This is a genomic window from Sulfuricurvum sp. (assembly GCF_030691015.1).
GTDB lineage: Bacteria > Campylobacterota > Campylobacteria > Campylobacterales > Sulfurimonadaceae > Sulfuricurvum.
Genome location: NZ_JAUYFF010000001.1, coordinates 446,629 through 461,120 on the forward strand (window position 1 = coordinate 446,629; position 14,492 = coordinate 461,120).

Here is a 14,492-nt window from a genome sequence, read left to right on the forward strand (position 1 = left end):
ATCAAATGTCACAATTTGCAAATGTCACTGCTGATAAAAAAGCCAATATCTATTTTGACGGTAAAGTTACAAGCCGTACCCTTCATTTCGCAGACGGTAGTATTAAAACTCTCGGAATTATGTTGCCGGGTGAATACACGTTTAACACCGCAGATGCTGAGATCATGGAAATTATGAGCGGAGAGATGGAGGTTCAGCTTCCGGGTTCAGACGCGTGGGTTAGTATTACAGGACCGCAAAGTTTTGATATACCTGCCAATAGTGCTTTTCATTTGAAAGTTAAAACAATCAGCGATTACTGCTGCAGTTTCGTTAAATAATTTCTATTCAGCGTCGAATTTCGACGTTGCTCTCATCAATCCAACCCTCTTTTACATAGGGTTTCCACCCTTTTTTTGTCACCATACCGCTAATTTTATAAACATTGCCCCGCTTACTTGTCGACGTGAATACCGTATTGGCTTTATAGATTACACACGCGCTACTCTTCTCACACACGCTAGCGCCAGCTTTGGTTACAATCGTTATTGGAGTTATCTCAATCGTATCGGTACTATCACTCATCTGTGTTTGACTTTTGGAATTTTTTTCCAGCGCCCCGTCTATAATACTCAGCAATAATTTACGAGCTTCATGATCTCCTTGTTTCGCCGCACGCGCAAGCCACATCATAGCGACCCCTTCGTCTTCACTCACACCGCGTCCCGATGCGTACATCAATGCAATATTGTATTGCGCATCGACGTGTCCTTGACGTGCTGATTTTTCAAACCACTGTGCCGCTTGTGTCTGATTCTCATCTCTCCCTATGCCGCGTTCATAAATAACGCCGACTTGAAACTGCGCAACTTTGTCTCCACGAAGAGCTGCCGTATAAGTTTCCCAAAATGATTGTTCCGGTTCTGCTGCTAAAAGTGTAGAAGAAAGAAATAGTAGTAAGTATAAGTATTTTTTCATAAATGAAAGTCCCTTATCAAAAAATAGTTATAGTCCATTCCCCGTGGGGGGGAAAAGATTTATTTGTAGCGATAGGTAATTCGCCCTTTGTCCAAGCTGTATGGAGTCAGTTCGAGTTTCACCGTATCACCGGGAAGAATTTTAATATAGTGCATACGCATTTTACCTGCGATGTGACACAAAATTACATGACCATTGGGCAACTCAACACGAAACGTTGCATTCGGTAGTGCCTCAATAATCTTTCCGTCTACTTCAATGACATCATCTTTTGCCATATTATTCCTTTACGCGATTGATAATATTTCAGCTCTACCGTTGATAATTGCAACCGTATGCTCGTAATGAGAGCCTCTCAGCCCATCCGTGCTCACCACATCCCAGCCATTTGCCAAAATTTTGGATGTTCCCTCTTTTTGACAAATCATCGGCTCCAAACAAAATACCATCCCATTTTTGATTTTAGGGCCCTGCTTCGCATTGCCTCCATCAAGATAGTTTGGTATTTCAGGTTCTTCATGCGGCTTCTTACCGATCCCATGCCCGCAAAAACCGCGCAAAGGGGTAAAACCTCTCCCGATAATAAACTTTTCAATTTCATAAGAGAGCTCTTTAAAGCGCATCCCCTCTTGAATCGTCTCAATCGCGAAATACAAAGCATCTTTCGAACATGCGATTAATGCTTCATCTTCTGCTGAGATTTTACCGACACCGACAGAGATTGCCGCATCGCCAAAGTAACCGTTTTTTTGCGTTCCTACGTCAAACCCGACGATATCACCCTCTTGAAGAGCGTAATCCGTCGGTATACCGTGAATAATCACGTCATTGACGGAAGTACATACCGCACTGGGAAATCCGTAAAGCCCTTTAAAAGAAGGGACAGCCCCTTGGGTGCGGATATACTCCTCACCCAAGGCATCCAACTCTTTTAATGTGACTCCCGGCTTAGTATGAGCAGCTAAAAGTTCTAAGGTCGCACCAACGATTTTATTCGCGGCACGAAGTTTGGTTAGTTCATCATTTTTTCGAAGCGCGATCGCCATTGTTACAGGCCAACCGCACTAAGAGTCTGGTATTTAGACATATAAACTTGTGCTTCGATTCGACGCATTGTATCTAGGGCTACTTGAACCACGATAAGAACGGCTGTTCCTCCAAAGAAGAACGGCACTCCCATCGCTTTAACAATTACCCACGGCAGTGTTGCCACTAGACCGAGATAAATAGCACCCGTAATGGTCAAACGTCCTGCCGTATCATTCAAAAACTCTTTGGTTGATTCTCCAGGACGAACACCCGGAATAAACCCGCCTTGACGTTTTAAATTATCCGCAATATCTTTGGCATTAAATACGATTGACGCATAGAAAAATGCAAAGAATACAACAAATACAAAGGTCAAAAAGTTAAAGAAATAGTGATTAGGATTAAGTACGTCCGCGATTGCTTGAACCGTCGGATTGGTACTTGATGACATGACTGTCATCGGGAACATCAAAATTGCCGAAGCAAAAATTACCGGGATAACCCCGGAGAGATTCACTTTAACCGGAATATAGTTCATAACCCGTTTGTTTTGATTTTGCATCATAGTCTTTTTGGCATAGGTAACCGGAATACGGCGTTCACCCAGCTCTACATAGATTATGACTAAAATCGTCGCAATAATGAGGGCAATAATACCTACAAGCGACAGAAATCCCATCGCTCCGGTATTCACCATCGTTACCGCTTGTGAAATCGCGCTCGGGATTGCCGAAACAATACCGGCGAAGATAATCAAAGAGACACCGTTACCGATACCGCTTTGAGTAATCTGCTCACCGATCCACATCAACAACATCGTGCCTGCCAGCATCGAAACGACTGCCAACAACATAAAGGTGCTGTGATCAACTAAGATAGCACTGCTGCCGTCTTTCCCGGTCATACTCTGCAATCCTACACTGACGCCGATTGCTTGTACAATCGTAATGGCAATCGTTGCATAGCGGATAATCTGCATGTATTTAACCATACCGTCACGCTCTTTTTTCATTTGCGCTAAGTTCGGAAAAGTGGCTGCTAAAAGTTCCATAATAATTGAGGCTGTGATGTAGGGCATAATGCCAAGAGAGATGATAGATAAACGTTCTACGGCATTTCCGCTGAACATATTGAATAGACCTAACGCATCTGCCGCGTGATCATCAAAAAACGAAGCGATGACAGCTGTGTCAACACCCGGTACCGGCACGTATGCCAGTAGACGGAAGATAAAGAGAAAACCGATCGTAATTAAGATCTTGTTTACAAGTTGTTGGTTCATTATTTACCAGTTGTTGTAACGTTTTCGTCTTTGATTTTAGATGCTAAATCTTTTGCACTTGCACCAACGAGTTTTACCTTAGTGACCGATTTGTTCAAACGGTGTACACTACGGATACTCTCCATTGTAATCTCTGCAAGTTCAGCAATTACCTTTGTTTTTTCAACATTGATAATTGTTGGTTTAACAACACGTGATGTAAAACCGATTTTTGGCAAACGGCGCGCAAGTGGCTGTTGTCCACCCTCAAAGTTACGCTTTTCATTGTAACCTTTACGTGCTTTTTGACCTTTGTGACCTTTACCGGCTGTTTTACCTTGGCCACTTCCTTGGCCACGGCCAAGACGTTTTGTGCTGTGGGTTGAACCCTCAGCAGGTGTAAGGTTTTCTAATGCCATAACTTATCCTTTGATACGTGATAGTGCATCGATTGTTGCACGTACCACGGTGTTTGGATTGTTAGAACCCAAAGACTTCGTCAAGATGTCTTGGATTCCCGCAAGCTCGAGTACCGGACGAGTAGCGCCACCGGCGATAACCCCTGTACCTTCAGATGCAGGTTTTAGCAAGATACGACTCGCGTTGTATTTAACTTCGATATCGTGAGCGATGGTAGTACCTTTGATCTTCACTTCTGTCAAGTTTTTAAACGCTTCGTCAACCGCTTTACGGATAGCGTCGGGAACCTCTTTGGCTTTACCGACTCCGTAACCTACGGTTCCTTTTTTATTTCCTACAACTACGAGAGCGGTAAAACGAAAACGTCTACCACCCTTTACAACTTTGGTTACACGACCGATGTTTACAATCGCTTCTGAAAATTCTTCTCTGTTAATTGGATTCATCATCGTGCCTTAAAACTTGATTTCATTTGCACGAAGTGCTTCGGCAAACGCTTTTACGACACCGTGATACAAAAATCCGTTACGATCAAACGTAACTTCATTGATACCGGCATCTTTTAGGGTTTTTGCAAATACTGCAGCCGCTTTTTCAGCGTCCGCTTTATTGGCTTTAAGACCCAAAGTTTTTGAGTGTACTGCTGCTAACGTTACTGCCGATTCATCATTAATCGCTTGCGCGCTGATGTAACGGTTTGAACGGAAGATAGAGACACGAGGCAATGACGCGCATCCTGAAATTTTAGAGCGAATACGGCGTTTACGCTGAAGGCGTTTTGCCGATTTATTTTTAAGTGTTTTACCTGTCATATCATCGCTCCTTATTTCTTAGATGTCTTACCGGCTTTACGCAGGATAGTCTCATCAGAGTATTTAACACCTTTACCTTTGTACGGCTCAGGTGGACGGAATGAACGGATTACAGCTGCAATTTGTCCAATTTGTTGTTTATCTACACCTTTGATGGTGATAACGTTTTTCTCTACAGAAATATCAACACCGGCAGGGATATCAAAGTTGATATCATGGCTGAAACCGAGTTGAAGATTCAATACGTTACCTTGTACCGCAGCACGATAACCAACTCCGTTGATCTCTAGTTTTTTCTCAAAACCTGTTGTCAAACCTGTGATGATGTTTGCCGCTAGTGCACGGTAAGTACCCCAGAATGCGCGATCAGCACGTTGATCAGAGTTTGTACTAAACGTTAAAGTGTTATCTTCAAGTACCACACCACAGTTACCGAGGGTATCCAAGGTTTGAGTTGTTGCACCTTTCGCAAACGTCAATACCGTTCCATCAAGTGTCGCTTTAATTTCAGCTGGGATAGAAATAGGAAGTTTTCCAATACGTGACATCTTATCTCCTTACCAAATTGTACAAAGGACTTCTCCGCCTACGCCAAGCTCGAATGCTTTATCGTTAGGAAGAACCCCTTTTGAACTGCTGACAATGATGGTACCGTAACCGTTTTTGAAACGTTTAAGTTCATCTTTACCTTTGTAAACACGACGTCCCGGTTTAGAGACACGTTTTACTTCATTGATAACCGTACGACCTTTTTCGTCGTATTTCAACACTACGTTGATGGTTTTTTTAACGCCGTCTTCAACAACGTTAAAGCTCTCGATGTAGCCTTTGTCCACCAAAATGGCAACTACAGCTTCTACAACTTTAGAGTGAACCAATGTTGTAGAATCTAAACGACGCATAGCCGCATTACGGATACGAGTCAACGAATCCGCGATCAAATCATTAATCATTTATATTTCCTTATCTTAGTCGTAAGTAGTATCGAGCCGGAATTACCAGCTTGACTTTCTAACGCCTGGGATTAACCCTTCGTTTGCCATTTTACGGAAGCAAACGCGACAAATTCCAAAATCACTGATGACAGAGTGTGGACGACCACAGATCTGACAACGAGTATACGCGCGAACAGCGAACTTTGGAGTTCGTTGTTGCTTAGCGATCATTGACTTTTTAGCCATTATTCTCTCCCTTTAGCAAACGGCATACCGATCATTTCAAGAAGTTTGAATGCATCTTTATCGGCTGTAGCGCTTGTTACCACGGTGATGTTCATCCCGTGGATTTGCATAATTGAATCGTAATCAACTTCCGGGAAAATCAACTGCTCGGTCAAACCGAAGTTGTAGTTTCCGCGACCGTCAAAACCGTTACGTGGAATACCACGGAAGTCTTTAACACGTGGAAGAGATACAGAGATCAATTTATCCATGAAATCGTACATTTGAGCACCGCGTAGTGTAACTTTAACACCGACCGGCATCCCTTCACGTACTTTAAAACCAGCTACTGATTTACGAGCAACAACAACTGAAGCACGTTGACCAGCGATGTTGCTGATTGTATCTTGGATACTTTGGATCAATTTGTTGTCTTTCATGGCAAAACCACAACCGACAGAGATGATCACTTTTTCTAGAGCTGGAACTTGCATTACATTTGCAATTCCAAGAGCGGTTTGGAGCTCAGGTTTGAGCGCCAAGTATTTATCTTTTAGTCGTGCCATGATTACGCCTCAACTTTACGGACATTTGATGCATCAACAGGCATTTCTTTATTCAAGAATCCGCCTTGTGGATTTTGCTCGCTAGGTTTGATCGCTTTTTTAGCAACGCGAACACCCTTAACGATTACTTTGTTTTTCTTAGGCATAACTTGAAGCAATTCTGCTTTAGTCCCTTTATCGTCACCGGCGATCACTTCAACAATGTCGCCTTTTTTGAAATTAAATTTTGCCATCATACAACCTCTGGAGCAAGTGATACGATTTTCATGAAACCTGCGTAACGAACTTCACGGCTTACAGGTCCGAAAATACGTGTACCGATCGGCTCACGTTTTTTATCAAGGATTACGGCTGCATTTTCGTCGAAACGGATAAGTGAACCGTTTTCACGGTGAACCTCTTTTTTCGTACGTACAACAACTGCAGTAACAACTTGACCTTTTTTTACTTTACCGGTTGGAGCCGCTTTTTTAACAGAAGCGATGATAACATCACCTACTGTTGCATAACGACGTTTTGAACCGCCAAGAACCTTGATACACATGATCTCTTTAGCCCCTGTGTTATCGGCTACTGCTAGACGAGTAAAACTTTGAATCATGCATTCACTCCTTTAACCAGAGTTTTAAGACGGAACGATTTGCTTTTTGAAAGTGGACGACACTCGATCGCGATCACTTCATCACCAATGTTAAGTTGGTTGTTCTCATCATGAATCATGTATTTTTTGAAACGTTTTACCGTTTTGTGGTAACGTGGGTGCATTACACGGCGCTCAACAACGATAGTTGCTGTTTTTTCGCCGGCTTTTGTAACTACGATACCTTGAATTTCACGTTTATGTGTCATAGCTCTGCCCTTACTTCACTGCGTTCATAGCAGTGTTAATGCGTGCAATGTCTTTTTTCGCCGTGCGAAGTTCGCTCGTGTTAGTCAATTGCATCATTTTTTGCTTAATTTTCAAAGTGAAAAGCTCAATTTTTTTCTCTTTGAGCATACCTTGAAGTTCAGCAGCTGTTTTGTCGTTCAAATCAGTATATTTCATTGCTCATCTCCGCAGTTACAATTTTGGTTTTGAACGGAAGTTTTTGCATCGCAAGCGCTAATGCTTCACGTGCAAGAGTCTCTTCAACACCACCCATTTCAAAAATGATACGGCCTGGTTTGATGTTCATTACCCATTGGTCAACAGAACCTTTACCTTTACCCATACGCACTTCAAGTGGTTTGGCAGTCAATGGTTTAGCCGGGAACACACGGATCCAGATTTTACCTTGACGTTTGATATGACGGTTTGCTGCAATACGAGCCGCTTCGATTTGACGAGAGTTAATACGTCCCGCTTCCGTTGCTTTGAATCCGATAGAACCGAAATCAAGTTTGTTAGCATTTGTGGCGTAACCGCGGTTACGCCCTTTCATCATTTTACGATATTTCGTACGTTTAGGCATCAACATGATTAGTTAGCCTTTCGTCGTGGACGACGTTGTTGATCGTCCCCACGCTCTTCTTTAGATTCTTTAGCTTCTGGTTGAATTCCTTTAGTGAGAACCTCACCTTTGAAAATCCAAACTTTGATACCGATTACACCGTAAGTGGTGTGTGCTTCAGCAAAACCGTAATCGATTTTTGCACGAAGCGTATGCAACGGTACGCGACCTTCAAGGTACCACTCAGTACGAGCGATCTCAGCACCGCCAAGACGACCTGCAACTGAAACTTTAATACCTTTAGCTCCTGCACGTTGTGCATTTTGCATAACTTTTTTCATCGCGCGGCGGAAAGCAACACGTTTTTCAAGTTGAGTAGCAACGTTCTCTGCAACGAGTTGTGCAGATGCTTGTGCTTTTTTCTCTTCTTTAATGTTAACTGCTACCGGTTTACCGATAAGGGTTTGAAGAGATTCTTTGATTTTTTCAATGTCAGAACCTTTCTTACCGATGATGATACCAGGACGAGCCGCGATGATCGTAACGCGAAGACGTTTCGCAGTACGCTCGATCACGATGTTGCTCACACCAGCATAGTAGAGTTCTTTTTTCAAATAGGTACGGATTTTATGGTCTTCGCCCAAAGAAACCGCAGCTGTTTTAAAGTTAGGGAACCAACGAGATTCCCAGTTGCGGTTGATACCGAGACGAAGTCCGATAGGATTAACTTTATGACCCATAATTATTTACCCTCTACTTCTACCAAAATGTGTGCTGTCGGCTTACGGATACCAGAAGCGGTACCACGTGCACGTTGAGTGAAACGTTTAAGTACCGGACCGTTATCAACGCGGCATGATTTGATAACACAATCTTGCGCATCAATACCGCTGTTAGCTACTGCTGACGCAACCACTTTAGCGATGATTTTTGCAGCTTTGTTTGGAGTAAACTCCAATGCAGCCATTGCTTGCTCTGCATTCATTCCTTGAACTTCGCGAGCGATCAAACGAGATTTAGTCGGAGATACGCGAACGAATTTTAATAGTGCTCTTGCCATATCTCTTCCTTATTTCCCGATTTTCTTTTGTACAGAACCTTTATGGCCCTTAAACGTACGTGTTGGTGAAAATTCACCAAGTTTGTAACCAACGTGGTTTTCCGTTACGAAAACCGGTACAAACTGACGGCCATTGTGGACGGTAAACGTTAAACCGATCATATCTGGCAAGATCACACTACGGCGTGACCAAGTTTTGATAGGCTTGTTGCTTTTCGTCTCTTTGGCAGCAATCACTTTTTTCATTAGGTGTCCGTCAACAAACGGTCCTTTTTTTACTGATCTAGCCATTATCTACCTCTTCGGATTTGATTTACGGCGAGTAATAATAAGTCTATCACTTGCTTTCTTCTTACGTGTTTTAGCACCTTTAGTCGGTTTACCCCATGGAGTAACCGGGTGACGTCCTGAGTTTGTTTTACCTTCACCACCACCATGCGGGTGATCGATAGGATTCATAGCAGAACCACGTGTTTGAGGACGGATACCCATATGACGAGTACGACCTGCTTTACCAAGAACGATGTTGATGTACTCTTCGTTACCGACAGTACCGACAGTCGCCATACATTCACCCAATACATAACGCATTTCACTTGATGGAAGACGAAGAGAAACATATTTCCCCTCACGACCCATGATTTGCGCAGATGTTCCGGCTGAACGGACGATTTGCCCACCTTTGCCCGGTTTAAGTTCGATGTTATGAATCGTTGTCCCCACAGGGATATTCATCAATTTCATCGCGTTACCCGCTTTAATGTCCAAACCGCTCTCAGCAGCAGCAACAACATCACCAACTACCAAACCTTTAGGTTGGAGGATGTAACGTTTGTCACCGTCTACATAATTGATAAGAGCGATACGACAGTTACGGTACGGATCGTATTCGATTGCAGCAACAGTACCCGGAACACCGAATTTGTTACGTTTGAAATCGATAATACGGTAAAGCTTTTTAGCTCCCGCTTCTTTATGACGTGATGTGATACGACCGTTGTTGTTACGTCCCGCAGCTGCAGGAATTTTAATCAACAAAGAACGAACAGACGCTTTTGCCGTGATATCCGAGTTGTCAACGTTGGTATAGAAACGTCGGCTCGGGGTTGTTGGTTTATACGTTTTGATCGCCATATTACACCGCCAAACTATCGATTTGTGCGCCTTCTGGCAATTTCACATAAAACTTTTTAAAGTCATTTTGTTTGCCAGCAAGACCACGGAAACGTTTAACTTTTCCGCTTTGGTTTAGTGAGTTTACGCGAGCCGGAACGATTCCGAAATACTCTCTAAACACCTCTTTAAGAGCGTTCTTTGTCATACGTGGAGACGTTTGAACAACGATTACACCCTCTTCTTGAAGACCAAGGGTCTTCTCTGTATACAGGATTGATTTGATATCAGTAATATCTGCCATCTTAGCTCTCTTTAGTCAGATTTTCCCATACCGCTTTTTCGATAACCACCGAACGGTATGTCGCAGCCAAAAAGGCGTTGAGTTCATTCTCTTCTACAACGTACGTAGAAGCAATGTTACGGAATGCAAGATAGGTATTCTCATCGAGAATCTTTTTCACCAACAACGCATCACGAACATTCAATGCATTGAACAACGCCAATGCGTCTTTTGTTTTACCAGTCGGAACTTCAATCGAATCAACGATGAAAAGTTTCCCAGCTGTTGCCAAAGCATCCAACGCACATTTAAGCGCTAGTTTCTTTTGCTTTTTATTGATCTTCTGATCGTAGTTACGACCTGTGTTTGGACCATGTGCAACAGCACCGCCAACGAAGATCGGTGAACGACGTGAACCGGCACGTGCGCCACCTTTACCTTTTTGAGCCCATGGTTTTTTCCCACCACCGCGCATCTCAGAACGAGTTTTTGCAGATGCCGTATTAGAACGGATACTCGCTTGGTACGATTTAACGTACAAATAGAGGTTATGGGTATTGATACCGCTGAAGCTCTCAGGCAATGCCAATTCAGAGGCTTTTTCGAATTTTTCGTTCAGTACAATCGCGCTCATTGTTTCACTACCTTTACTCGACCTAATGCACCGTTTGCACCTGGGACAGCGCCCACTACAACTAATACACCGTTTTCTGCGTCGTATGACATTACTTCATTTTTTACAGTAACTAATTCGTTACCGTATTGACCTGACATTTTACGTCCTTTTTGGACTTTACCAGGCCATTCGCGGTTACCGATAGATCCACCAGTACGGTGAAAACGGTGACCGTGTGCGCCAGGTCCGCCGGCAAAATTCCAACGTTTCATAACGCCGGTAAAACCGCGACCTTTAGTATTGAATGCACTTTTAACTTTTTTAGCATCCGCTAAAGGTGTCATATCCAAATCACCGGCTTCGGTGTTAGCAACTTCCAATGTAGCGAATTTGTTGAATTCAGCAGAAAGGTTATATTTCTTTTGCTGACCCTCAATAGGCTTATTGCGTGCTTTTCCTTGGCTATATGCTACGAGAGCAGTGCCATCTACTACTTCGCAAACTTTCACTTCTTTTACTTTTAAAAGAGTTACCGCTTTACTTGGTACGCCAATTGTTCGGCTCATGCCGATCTTTTCTACAATGTATTCCACACCCTACTCCTTACTTGTCCATAGAGCGAACTTCTACGTCCACTTCCGGAGCCAAGTCAAGCTTCATCAACGAATCAACTGTATCTGGCGTAGCCGACACGATGTCGATCAAACGTGCGTGCATACGAATCTCAAATTGCTCGCGTGAGTCTTTATTGACGTGCGGAGATTTAAGAACCGTATATTTACGAATCTTGGTTGGCAAAGGGATTGGGCCGCGGATTTCCGCACCCGTTCGCTTTACAGCTTCAACGATAGAGGCAACTGAACGATCAAGTACACGATGATCGTACGCTCTAAGTTTTAAACGAATTTTTTCCATAATGTTTTCCTTAGATAAAAGAACTCGTCAGATCTAGTCTGAACTATATAAGGCGGCGAAATTATACTGACATATCCCCTTCGGGTCAAGGATTTTAGGGGTAAAAAATGCTAATAGTATTAAATTTGCTTCCTTTTAATAAGGATGTACTATTTTTTAGGGTATGATTTTAGGTATGAATGCTTTATTAGATGAATACTATCGGTACGATTTGCACAATGTTGGATTTATTGAACGCAAGCACTCAATCGGCGATGAAAATACCCTGATTTACGGAATTACCCAGTCAGGGAAGAGTGCGCTGATTAAAAATTATCTCCTCACCCATAAAAAATCAACCTATCTTTATATCGACTGCCGTGACATGCGGATCGACATCACTGAGTTAAACGACACGTTGAGCCAATTTTGCCGTGAACATAAAATATCGATACTTGCACTGGATAACTATTATGAAGAGATTACTCTAATAGAAATCGATCAAATCATCCTCTCAAGCGAAACCTCACTGGAACTCCCCTATCATACGATTCATCTTGAACTACTAGATTATGAAGAGTTTTTAGCGTTTGAGAGTAAATTTGATAGTACGGCACTGAACCATTTTTTCCAGCTCGGGGGATTCCCCGCAATGCACCGTATCCCCAGCGAAGATCGGGTTCTTTATCTTCAAAGCACCATGAGCCGTGCATTGGAGCCGATTGAGTTTTCAATCCTCTCCCAAGCCTCGAAAATGGTGACACAAAAAGTTTCTGCCTTTAATCTGTATGAGCGGCTTAAAGGGGAGAGAAAAATATCCAAAGATAAACTCTACCTCCATCTGCAATCACTGTTTGATCGCGGGTATCTTAAAAGCTTGAGTAAATTTAACCACCCCAGTGCCGTCAAAAAACTCTATTTGTGCGATATTGCTATCAAGCATGCCCTGACCCTCCAAAAACATTTCGGCCGTATTTTTGAAAACCTCGTATTTTTGGAACTCGATAAGCACCACATCGAATGTTATTATGATGAGGGGATTGATTTTTATCTCCCTGAACGTGGGCAAATTATTATTGCATCTGCGTTTGCGAATGAACATGCTCTCTTTAAGAAGGTAGAAGCGTTAGAGGGATTTATCGTATCCAATCGTGTCCGCGAAGTCATTGCGGTAACGATGAATTTAGAGAGTACCCTCTCACACCCCATCTCACGAATTGAGATGATTCCGTTTGAAAGATGGGCGTTATCAGATGAATAGGAGAATATATGAAACTCTGCGGAATCGATGAAGCGGGACGGGGACCATTGGCGGGGCCGCTTACTATCGCAGGGGTTATTTTACATGTGCCGATTAGCGGGTTAAATGACTCTAAAAAACTGACTGAGAAAAAGCGCGAAGAGCTCTTCGAACTCATTCGTGAGAACTCAACGTATCATATCGCACGATTTAGTGCCGCACAAATCGATGAACTGGGGCTATCTGCATGTTTGGCGACGGGGTTGCGTGAGATCATGGCTGCCATAGGGGAAGCCGATTATCTCTATGATGGTAATTCTAAATTCGGCGTGAGCGGTCTGCGAACCATGGTAAAAGCCGACGCGACCATTCCTGAAGTTAGTGCCGCATCGATATTGGCCAAAGTAACGCGAGATCGTGAGATGGTAGAACTTTCCCCCCTCTATCCTCAGTACGGCTTTGAAGGGCACAAGGGATATGGAAGTGCCTCCCATATCGAAGCAATCCGCCAATACGGGCATTGCGAGATCCACCGTAAAAGTTTTAAACTCAAAACCCTCCAGCCCAGTTTGTTTTAATCTCCTCTTACTCCCTCATAAACGTGTCAAGAAAGTGTCAAGAGAGTCACCGTGAGCTATTGACACCTTTATCCTAATATTTGAACATCAAAAGTTTAGGAGGCAGGTTATGAAATACCTAGCATTGGCATTACTCTTCTCAACGTCGCTTATGGCGGCTTCACCCGAAGTGGTTCAATATATGAAAGAACTGGAATCGGTGGCAAAAACTGAAAACCGCACTTTTAATGGATTTGACGCAGTGAGAGGTAAAGAGATTTTTACCTCTACCCATACCGGAAAACAAGGCAAACCGATGGCATGTACCAGTTGTCACTCCCTCAATCTCGCTAACCCCGGCAAAAACTCTCTTACCGGAAAAGTGATCGATCCCCTCTCCCCTCGTGCGAATCCGCAACGGCTCACCAGCGCAAAAGAGGTCAAAAAGTGGCTGAAACGCAATTTTATGGATGTCTATGCACGCGAAGGGACGGCTCAAGAAAAAGGGGACGTCCTTACCTATATCATGAAAAATTAATACAAAGGAAACACAATGAAAACACTGTTAAACCTATCAGTAGCAGCACTTATTTTGGCAGGCGGAGTCTATCTGTATGCGGATGATGATCATGAAGAAGGCGAACACCACCGCTCTTCCGTCGTTGCAAAGCCGTTGAGCAAGCAAGATCAAGTATCCGCAGCACTCTACAAAAAAGAGTGCTCTTCGTGTCATATGGCCTATCAGCCCTCATTGTTGCCAAAACGTTCATGGGATAAAACAATGAATACGTTGGATAACCATTTCGGCACTGATGCGACACTCGATCCGTCGGATCATAAAACAATTCAAAATTATTTAGCATCGTATGCATCGAAAAATGATCGCCTCGTCGATATGAAAGGAGCTGTTGCTCTGCGTATTTCAGAAACACCGTACTTCGTCCGCAAACATCGAGAGGTAACCAAAAAAATGGTGACTCAACCTCAGGTCAAAAGTTTTGCCAACTGTAACGCATGTCACACCAAAGCCGAAAGCGGAAGCTACCGTGAACGTGAAATCAGTATTCCCAATTACGGACGCTGGGAAGATTAAT

At 43.3% G+C, this 14,492-nt stretch carries 29 protein-coding genes; 5 read left to right on the top strand and 24 right to left on the bottom strand.

What is annotated here, in order from left to right:
- Window positions 1-5 precede the first annotated feature (5 nt).
- The gene (locus tag Q8O20_RS02355) at window positions 6-320 is read left to right on the top strand and encodes a pyrimidine/purine nucleoside phosphorylase (protein WP_305529837.1); all 315 of its coding nucleotides are present in this window, start codon (window positions 6-8) and stop codon (window positions 318-320) included.
- Between the two features lie 7 nt (window positions 321-327).
- On the opposite strand, the gene Q8O20_RS02360 is transcribed toward Q8O20_RS02355, so the two are convergent.
- The 24 genes from Q8O20_RS02360 to rpsJ are packed head-to-tail and all read right to left on the bottom strand — an operon-like array spanning window position 328 to window position 11,622.
- On the bottom strand, window positions 328-957 hold the full coding sequence (locus Q8O20_RS02360; protein ID WP_305529838.1) for a tetratricopeptide repeat protein: 630 nt from the start codon (window positions 955-957) through the stop codon (window positions 328-330).
- Between the two features lie 59 nt (window positions 958-1,016).
- On the bottom strand, window positions 1,017-1,235 hold the full coding sequence (infA, locus tag Q8O20_RS02365; RefSeq protein ID WP_294894879.1) for a translation initiation factor IF-1: 219 nt from the start codon (window positions 1,233-1,235) through the stop codon (window positions 1,017-1,019).
- A gap of 9 nt (window positions 1,236-1,244) precedes the next feature.
- Window positions 1,245-2,003 (bottom strand): type I methionyl aminopeptidase, encoded by a 759-nt coding sequence (gene map / locus Q8O20_RS02370; RefSeq protein ID WP_305529839.1) that lies wholly within the window; start codon window positions 2,001-2,003, stop codon window positions 1,245-1,247.
- Window positions 2,004-2,005: 2 nt separating this feature from the next.
- A complete protein-coding gene (secY, locus tag Q8O20_RS02375; protein WP_304740781.1) occupies window positions 2,006-3,268 on the bottom strand; it encodes a preprotein translocase subunit SecY in 1,263 nt (420 codons plus the stop codon).
- On the bottom strand, window positions 3,268-3,666 hold the full coding sequence (gene rplO, locus Q8O20_RS02380; RefSeq protein ID WP_304740783.1) for a 50S ribosomal protein L15: 399 nt from the start codon (window positions 3,664-3,666) through the stop codon (window positions 3,268-3,270). Before rplO ends, secY begins: the two co-directional genes overlap by 1 nt.
- Before the next feature lie 3 nt (window positions 3,667-3,669).
- Complete coding sequence (gene rpsE / locus Q8O20_RS02385) at window positions 3,670-4,113, bottom strand: 30S ribosomal protein S5 (RefSeq protein WP_295051673.1); 444 nt, start codon at window positions 4,111-4,113, stop codon at window positions 3,670-3,672.
- A gap of 9 nt (window positions 4,114-4,122) precedes the next feature.
- Entirely contained in the window at window positions 4,123-4,479 is a 357-nt protein-coding gene (gene rplR / locus Q8O20_RS02390) for a 50S ribosomal protein L18 (protein ID WP_294897306.1), read from the bottom strand.
- An 11-nt stretch (window positions 4,480-4,490) separates the two neighbouring features.
- On the bottom strand, window positions 4,491-5,027 hold the full coding sequence (rplF, locus tag Q8O20_RS02395) for a 50S ribosomal protein L6 (protein ID WP_304740790.1): 537 nt from the start codon (window positions 5,025-5,027) through the stop codon (window positions 4,491-4,493).
- Window positions 5,028-5,036: 9 nt separating this feature from the next.
- Entirely contained in the window at window positions 5,037-5,432 is a 396-nt protein-coding gene (gene rpsH / locus Q8O20_RS02400) for a 30S ribosomal protein S8 (RefSeq protein WP_294897310.1), read from the bottom strand.
- 42 nt (window positions 5,433-5,474) lie between these two features.
- Window positions 5,475-5,660, bottom strand: coding sequence for a type Z 30S ribosomal protein S14 (locus tag Q8O20_RS02405; protein ID WP_294897312.1), 186 nt, complete (start codon window positions 5,658-5,660; stop codon window positions 5,475-5,477).
- On the bottom strand, window positions 5,660-6,205 hold the full coding sequence (rplE, locus tag Q8O20_RS02410) for a 50S ribosomal protein L5 (protein WP_294897314.1): 546 nt from the start codon (window positions 6,203-6,205) through the stop codon (window positions 5,660-5,662). Before rplE ends, Q8O20_RS02405 begins: the two co-directional genes overlap by 1 nt.
- A 2-nt stretch (window positions 6,206-6,207) precedes the next feature.
- Window positions 6,208-6,438, bottom strand: a complete 231-nt coding sequence (gene rplX / locus Q8O20_RS02415; RefSeq protein ID WP_294870753.1) for a 50S ribosomal protein L24 — start codon at window positions 6,436-6,438, stop codon at window positions 6,208-6,210.
- On the bottom strand, window positions 6,438-6,806 hold the full coding sequence (gene rplN, locus Q8O20_RS02420) for a 50S ribosomal protein L14 (RefSeq protein WP_015652602.1): 369 nt from the start codon (window positions 6,804-6,806) through the stop codon (window positions 6,438-6,440). The genes rplX and rplN overlap by 1 nt, the downstream gene beginning before the upstream one ends.
- Complete coding sequence (rpsQ, locus tag Q8O20_RS02425; protein WP_013459063.1) at window positions 6,803-7,054, bottom strand: 30S ribosomal protein S17; 252 nt, start codon at window positions 7,052-7,054, stop codon at window positions 6,803-6,805. Before rpsQ ends, rplN begins: the two co-directional genes overlap by 4 nt.
- Before the next feature lie 10 nt (window positions 7,055-7,064).
- Window positions 7,065-7,250, bottom strand: a complete 186-nt coding sequence (rpmC, locus tag Q8O20_RS02430) for a 50S ribosomal protein L29 (protein WP_015652601.1) — start codon at window positions 7,248-7,250, stop codon at window positions 7,065-7,067.
- A complete protein-coding gene (gene rplP, locus Q8O20_RS02435) occupies window positions 7,237-7,662 on the bottom strand; it encodes a 50S ribosomal protein L16 (RefSeq protein WP_015652600.1) in 426 nt (141 codons plus the stop codon). The genes rpmC and rplP overlap by 14 nt, the downstream gene beginning before the upstream one ends.
- A 2-nt stretch (window positions 7,663-7,664) precedes the next feature.
- Complete coding sequence (gene rpsC / locus Q8O20_RS02440; RefSeq protein ID WP_294896900.1) at window positions 7,665-8,375, bottom strand: 30S ribosomal protein S3; 711 nt, start codon at window positions 8,373-8,375, stop codon at window positions 7,665-7,667.
- A 2-nt stretch (window positions 8,376-8,377) separates the two neighbouring features.
- Window positions 8,378-8,695: a 50S ribosomal protein L22 gene (rplV, locus tag Q8O20_RS02445; protein ID WP_013459059.1), complete on the bottom strand. Its 318-nt coding sequence runs from the start codon at window positions 8,693-8,695 to the stop codon at window positions 8,378-8,380.
- Between the two features lie 9 nt (window positions 8,696-8,704).
- Entirely contained in the window at window positions 8,705-8,986 is a 282-nt protein-coding gene (rpsS, locus tag Q8O20_RS02450; RefSeq protein WP_015652597.1) for a 30S ribosomal protein S19, read from the bottom strand.
- 3 nt (window positions 8,987-8,989) lie between these two features.
- Window positions 8,990-9,829, bottom strand: coding sequence for a 50S ribosomal protein L2 (gene rplB / locus Q8O20_RS02455; protein WP_294896898.1), 840 nt, complete (start codon window positions 9,827-9,829; stop codon window positions 8,990-8,992).
- A 1-nt stretch (window position 9,830) separates the two neighbouring features.
- Window positions 9,831-10,112 carry a 50S ribosomal protein L23 gene (locus Q8O20_RS02460; protein WP_015652595.1) on the bottom strand — a complete coding sequence of 94 codons (282 nt, stop codon included), beginning with the start codon at window positions 10,110-10,112 and terminating at the stop codon, window positions 9,831-9,833.
- 1 nt (window position 10,113) lies between these two features.
- Window positions 10,114-10,725 (bottom strand): 50S ribosomal protein L4, encoded by a 612-nt coding sequence (gene rplD / locus Q8O20_RS02465; RefSeq protein ID WP_295051685.1) that lies wholly within the window; start codon window positions 10,723-10,725, stop codon window positions 10,114-10,116.
- The gene (gene rplC / locus Q8O20_RS02470) at window positions 10,722-11,300 is read right to left on the bottom strand and encodes a 50S ribosomal protein L3 (protein WP_294895725.1); all 579 of its coding nucleotides are present in this window, start codon (window positions 11,298-11,300) and stop codon (window positions 10,722-10,724) included. Before rplC ends, rplD begins: the two co-directional genes overlap by 4 nt.
- Before the next feature lie 10 nt (window positions 11,301-11,310).
- Window positions 11,311-11,622, bottom strand: a complete 312-nt coding sequence (rpsJ, locus tag Q8O20_RS02475; protein WP_013459053.1) for a 30S ribosomal protein S10 — start codon at window positions 11,620-11,622, stop codon at window positions 11,311-11,313.
- Between the two features lie 175 nt (window positions 11,623-11,797).
- Between rpsJ and Q8O20_RS02480 the strand changes: the two genes are divergently transcribed.
- The 4 genes from Q8O20_RS02480 (at window position 11,798) to Q8O20_RS02495 (ending at window position 14,491) form a co-directional block, all read left to right on the top strand.
- Complete coding sequence (locus Q8O20_RS02480) at window positions 11,798-12,862, top strand: ATP-binding protein (protein WP_305529840.1); 1,065 nt, start codon at window positions 11,798-11,800, stop codon at window positions 12,860-12,862.
- Between the two features lie 8 nt (window positions 12,863-12,870).
- Window positions 12,871-13,419, top strand: a complete 549-nt coding sequence (locus Q8O20_RS02485; protein ID WP_305529841.1) for a ribonuclease HII — start codon at window positions 12,871-12,873, stop codon at window positions 13,417-13,419.
- Window positions 13,420-13,528: 109 nt separating this feature from the next.
- Entirely contained in the window at window positions 13,529-13,936 is a 408-nt protein-coding gene (locus Q8O20_RS02490) for a DUF1924 domain-containing protein (protein WP_305529842.1), read from the top strand.
- Between the two features lie 15 nt (window positions 13,937-13,951).
- Entirely contained in the window at window positions 13,952-14,491 is a 540-nt protein-coding gene (locus Q8O20_RS02495; protein WP_305529843.1) for a diheme cytochrome c, read from the top strand.
- The last annotated feature ends 1 nt before the right edge of the window (window position 14,492 follow it).

Coding starts and splice junctions, on each gene's coding strand:
- rpmC (WP_015652601.1), bottom strand. CDS start 7,250: ATGAAATATACTGATTTGAACGACAAAACAGCTGCTGAACTTCAAGGT.
- infA (WP_294894879.1), bottom strand. CDS start 1,235: ATGGCAAAAGATGATGTCATTGAAGTAGACGGAAAGATTATTGAGGCA.
- rplX (WP_294870753.1), bottom strand. CDS start 6,438: ATGGCAAAATTTAATTTCAAAAAAGGCGACATTGTTGAAGTGATCGCC.
- rplN (WP_015652602.1), bottom strand. CDS start 6,806: ATGATTCAAAGTTTTACTCGTCTAGCAGTAGCCGATAACACAGGGGCT.
- rplP (WP_015652600.1), bottom strand. CDS start 7,662: ATGTTGATGCCTAAACGTACGAAATATCGTAAAATGATGAAAGGGCGT.
- rplO (WP_304740783.1), bottom strand. CDS start 3,666: ATGGCATTAGAAAACCTTACACCTGCTGAGGGTTCAACCCACAGCACA.
- rpsH (WP_294897310.1), bottom strand. CDS start 5,432: ATGATTAATGATTTGATCGCGGATTCGTTGACTCGTATCCGTAATGCG.
- rpsS (WP_015652597.1), bottom strand. CDS start 8,986: ATGGCTAGATCAGTAAAAAAAGGACCGTTTGTTGACGGACACCTAATG.
- Q8O20_RS02480 (WP_305529840.1), top strand. CDS start 11,798: ATGAATGCTTTATTAGATGAATACTATCGGTACGATTTGCACAATGTT.
- Q8O20_RS02360 (WP_305529838.1), bottom strand. CDS start 957: ATGAAAAAATACTTATACTTACTACTATTTCTTTCTTCTACACTTTTA.
- rplR (WP_294897306.1), bottom strand. CDS start 4,479: ATGACAGGTAAAACACTTAAAAATAAATCGGCAAAACGCCTTCAGCGT.
- secY (WP_304740781.1), bottom strand. CDS start 3,268: ATGAACCAACAACTTGTAAACAAGATCTTAATTACGATCGGTTTTCTC.
- Q8O20_RS02405 (WP_294897312.1), bottom strand. CDS start 5,660: ATGGCTAAAAAGTCAATGATCGCTAAGCAACAACGAACTCCAAAGTTC.
- Q8O20_RS02485 (WP_305529841.1), top strand. CDS start 12,871: ATGAAACTCTGCGGAATCGATGAAGCGGGACGGGGACCATTGGCGGGG.
- rplV (WP_013459059.1), bottom strand. CDS start 8,695: ATGGCAAGAGCACTATTAAAATTCGTTCGCGTATCTCCGACTAAATCT.
- rplF (WP_304740790.1), bottom strand. CDS start 5,027: ATGTCACGTATTGGAAAACTTCCTATTTCTATCCCAGCTGAAATTAAA.
- map (WP_305529839.1), bottom strand. CDS start 2,003: ATGGCGATCGCGCTTCGAAAAAATGATGAACTAACCAAACTTCGTGCC.
- rpsE (WP_295051673.1), bottom strand. CDS start 4,113: ATGAATCCAATTAACAGAGAAGAATTTTCAGAAGCGATTGTAAACATC.
- rplE (WP_294897314.1), bottom strand. CDS start 6,205: ATGGCACGACTAAAAGATAAATACTTGGCGCTCAAACCTGAGCTCCAA.
- rplB (WP_294896898.1), bottom strand. CDS start 9,829: ATGGCGATCAAAACGTATAAACCAACAACCCCGAGCCGACGTTTCTAT.
- rpsJ (WP_013459053.1), bottom strand. CDS start 11,622: ATGGAAAAAATTCGTTTAAAACTTAGAGCGTACGATCATCGTGTACTT.
- rpsC (WP_294896900.1), bottom strand. CDS start 8,375: ATGGGTCATAAAGTTAATCCTATCGGACTTCGTCTCGGTATCAACCGC.
- rplD (WP_295051685.1), bottom strand. CDS start 10,725: ATGAGCGCGATTGTACTGAACGAAAAATTCGAAAAAGCCTCTGAATTG.
- Q8O20_RS02495 (WP_305529843.1), top strand. CDS start 13,952: ATGAAAACACTGTTAAACCTATCAGTAGCAGCACTTATTTTGGCAGGC.
- Q8O20_RS02460 (WP_015652595.1), bottom strand. CDS start 10,112: ATGGCAGATATTACTGATATCAAATCAATCCTGTATACAGAGAAGACC.
- rpsQ (WP_013459063.1), bottom strand. CDS start 7,054: ATGACACATAAACGTGAAATTCAAGGTATCGTAGTTACAAAAGCCGGC.
- Q8O20_RS02355 (WP_305529837.1), top strand. CDS start 6: ATGTCACAATTTGCAAATGTCACTGCTGATAAAAAAGCCAATATCTAT.
- Q8O20_RS02490 (WP_305529842.1), top strand. CDS start 13,529: ATGAAATACCTAGCATTGGCATTACTCTTCTCAACGTCGCTTATGGCG.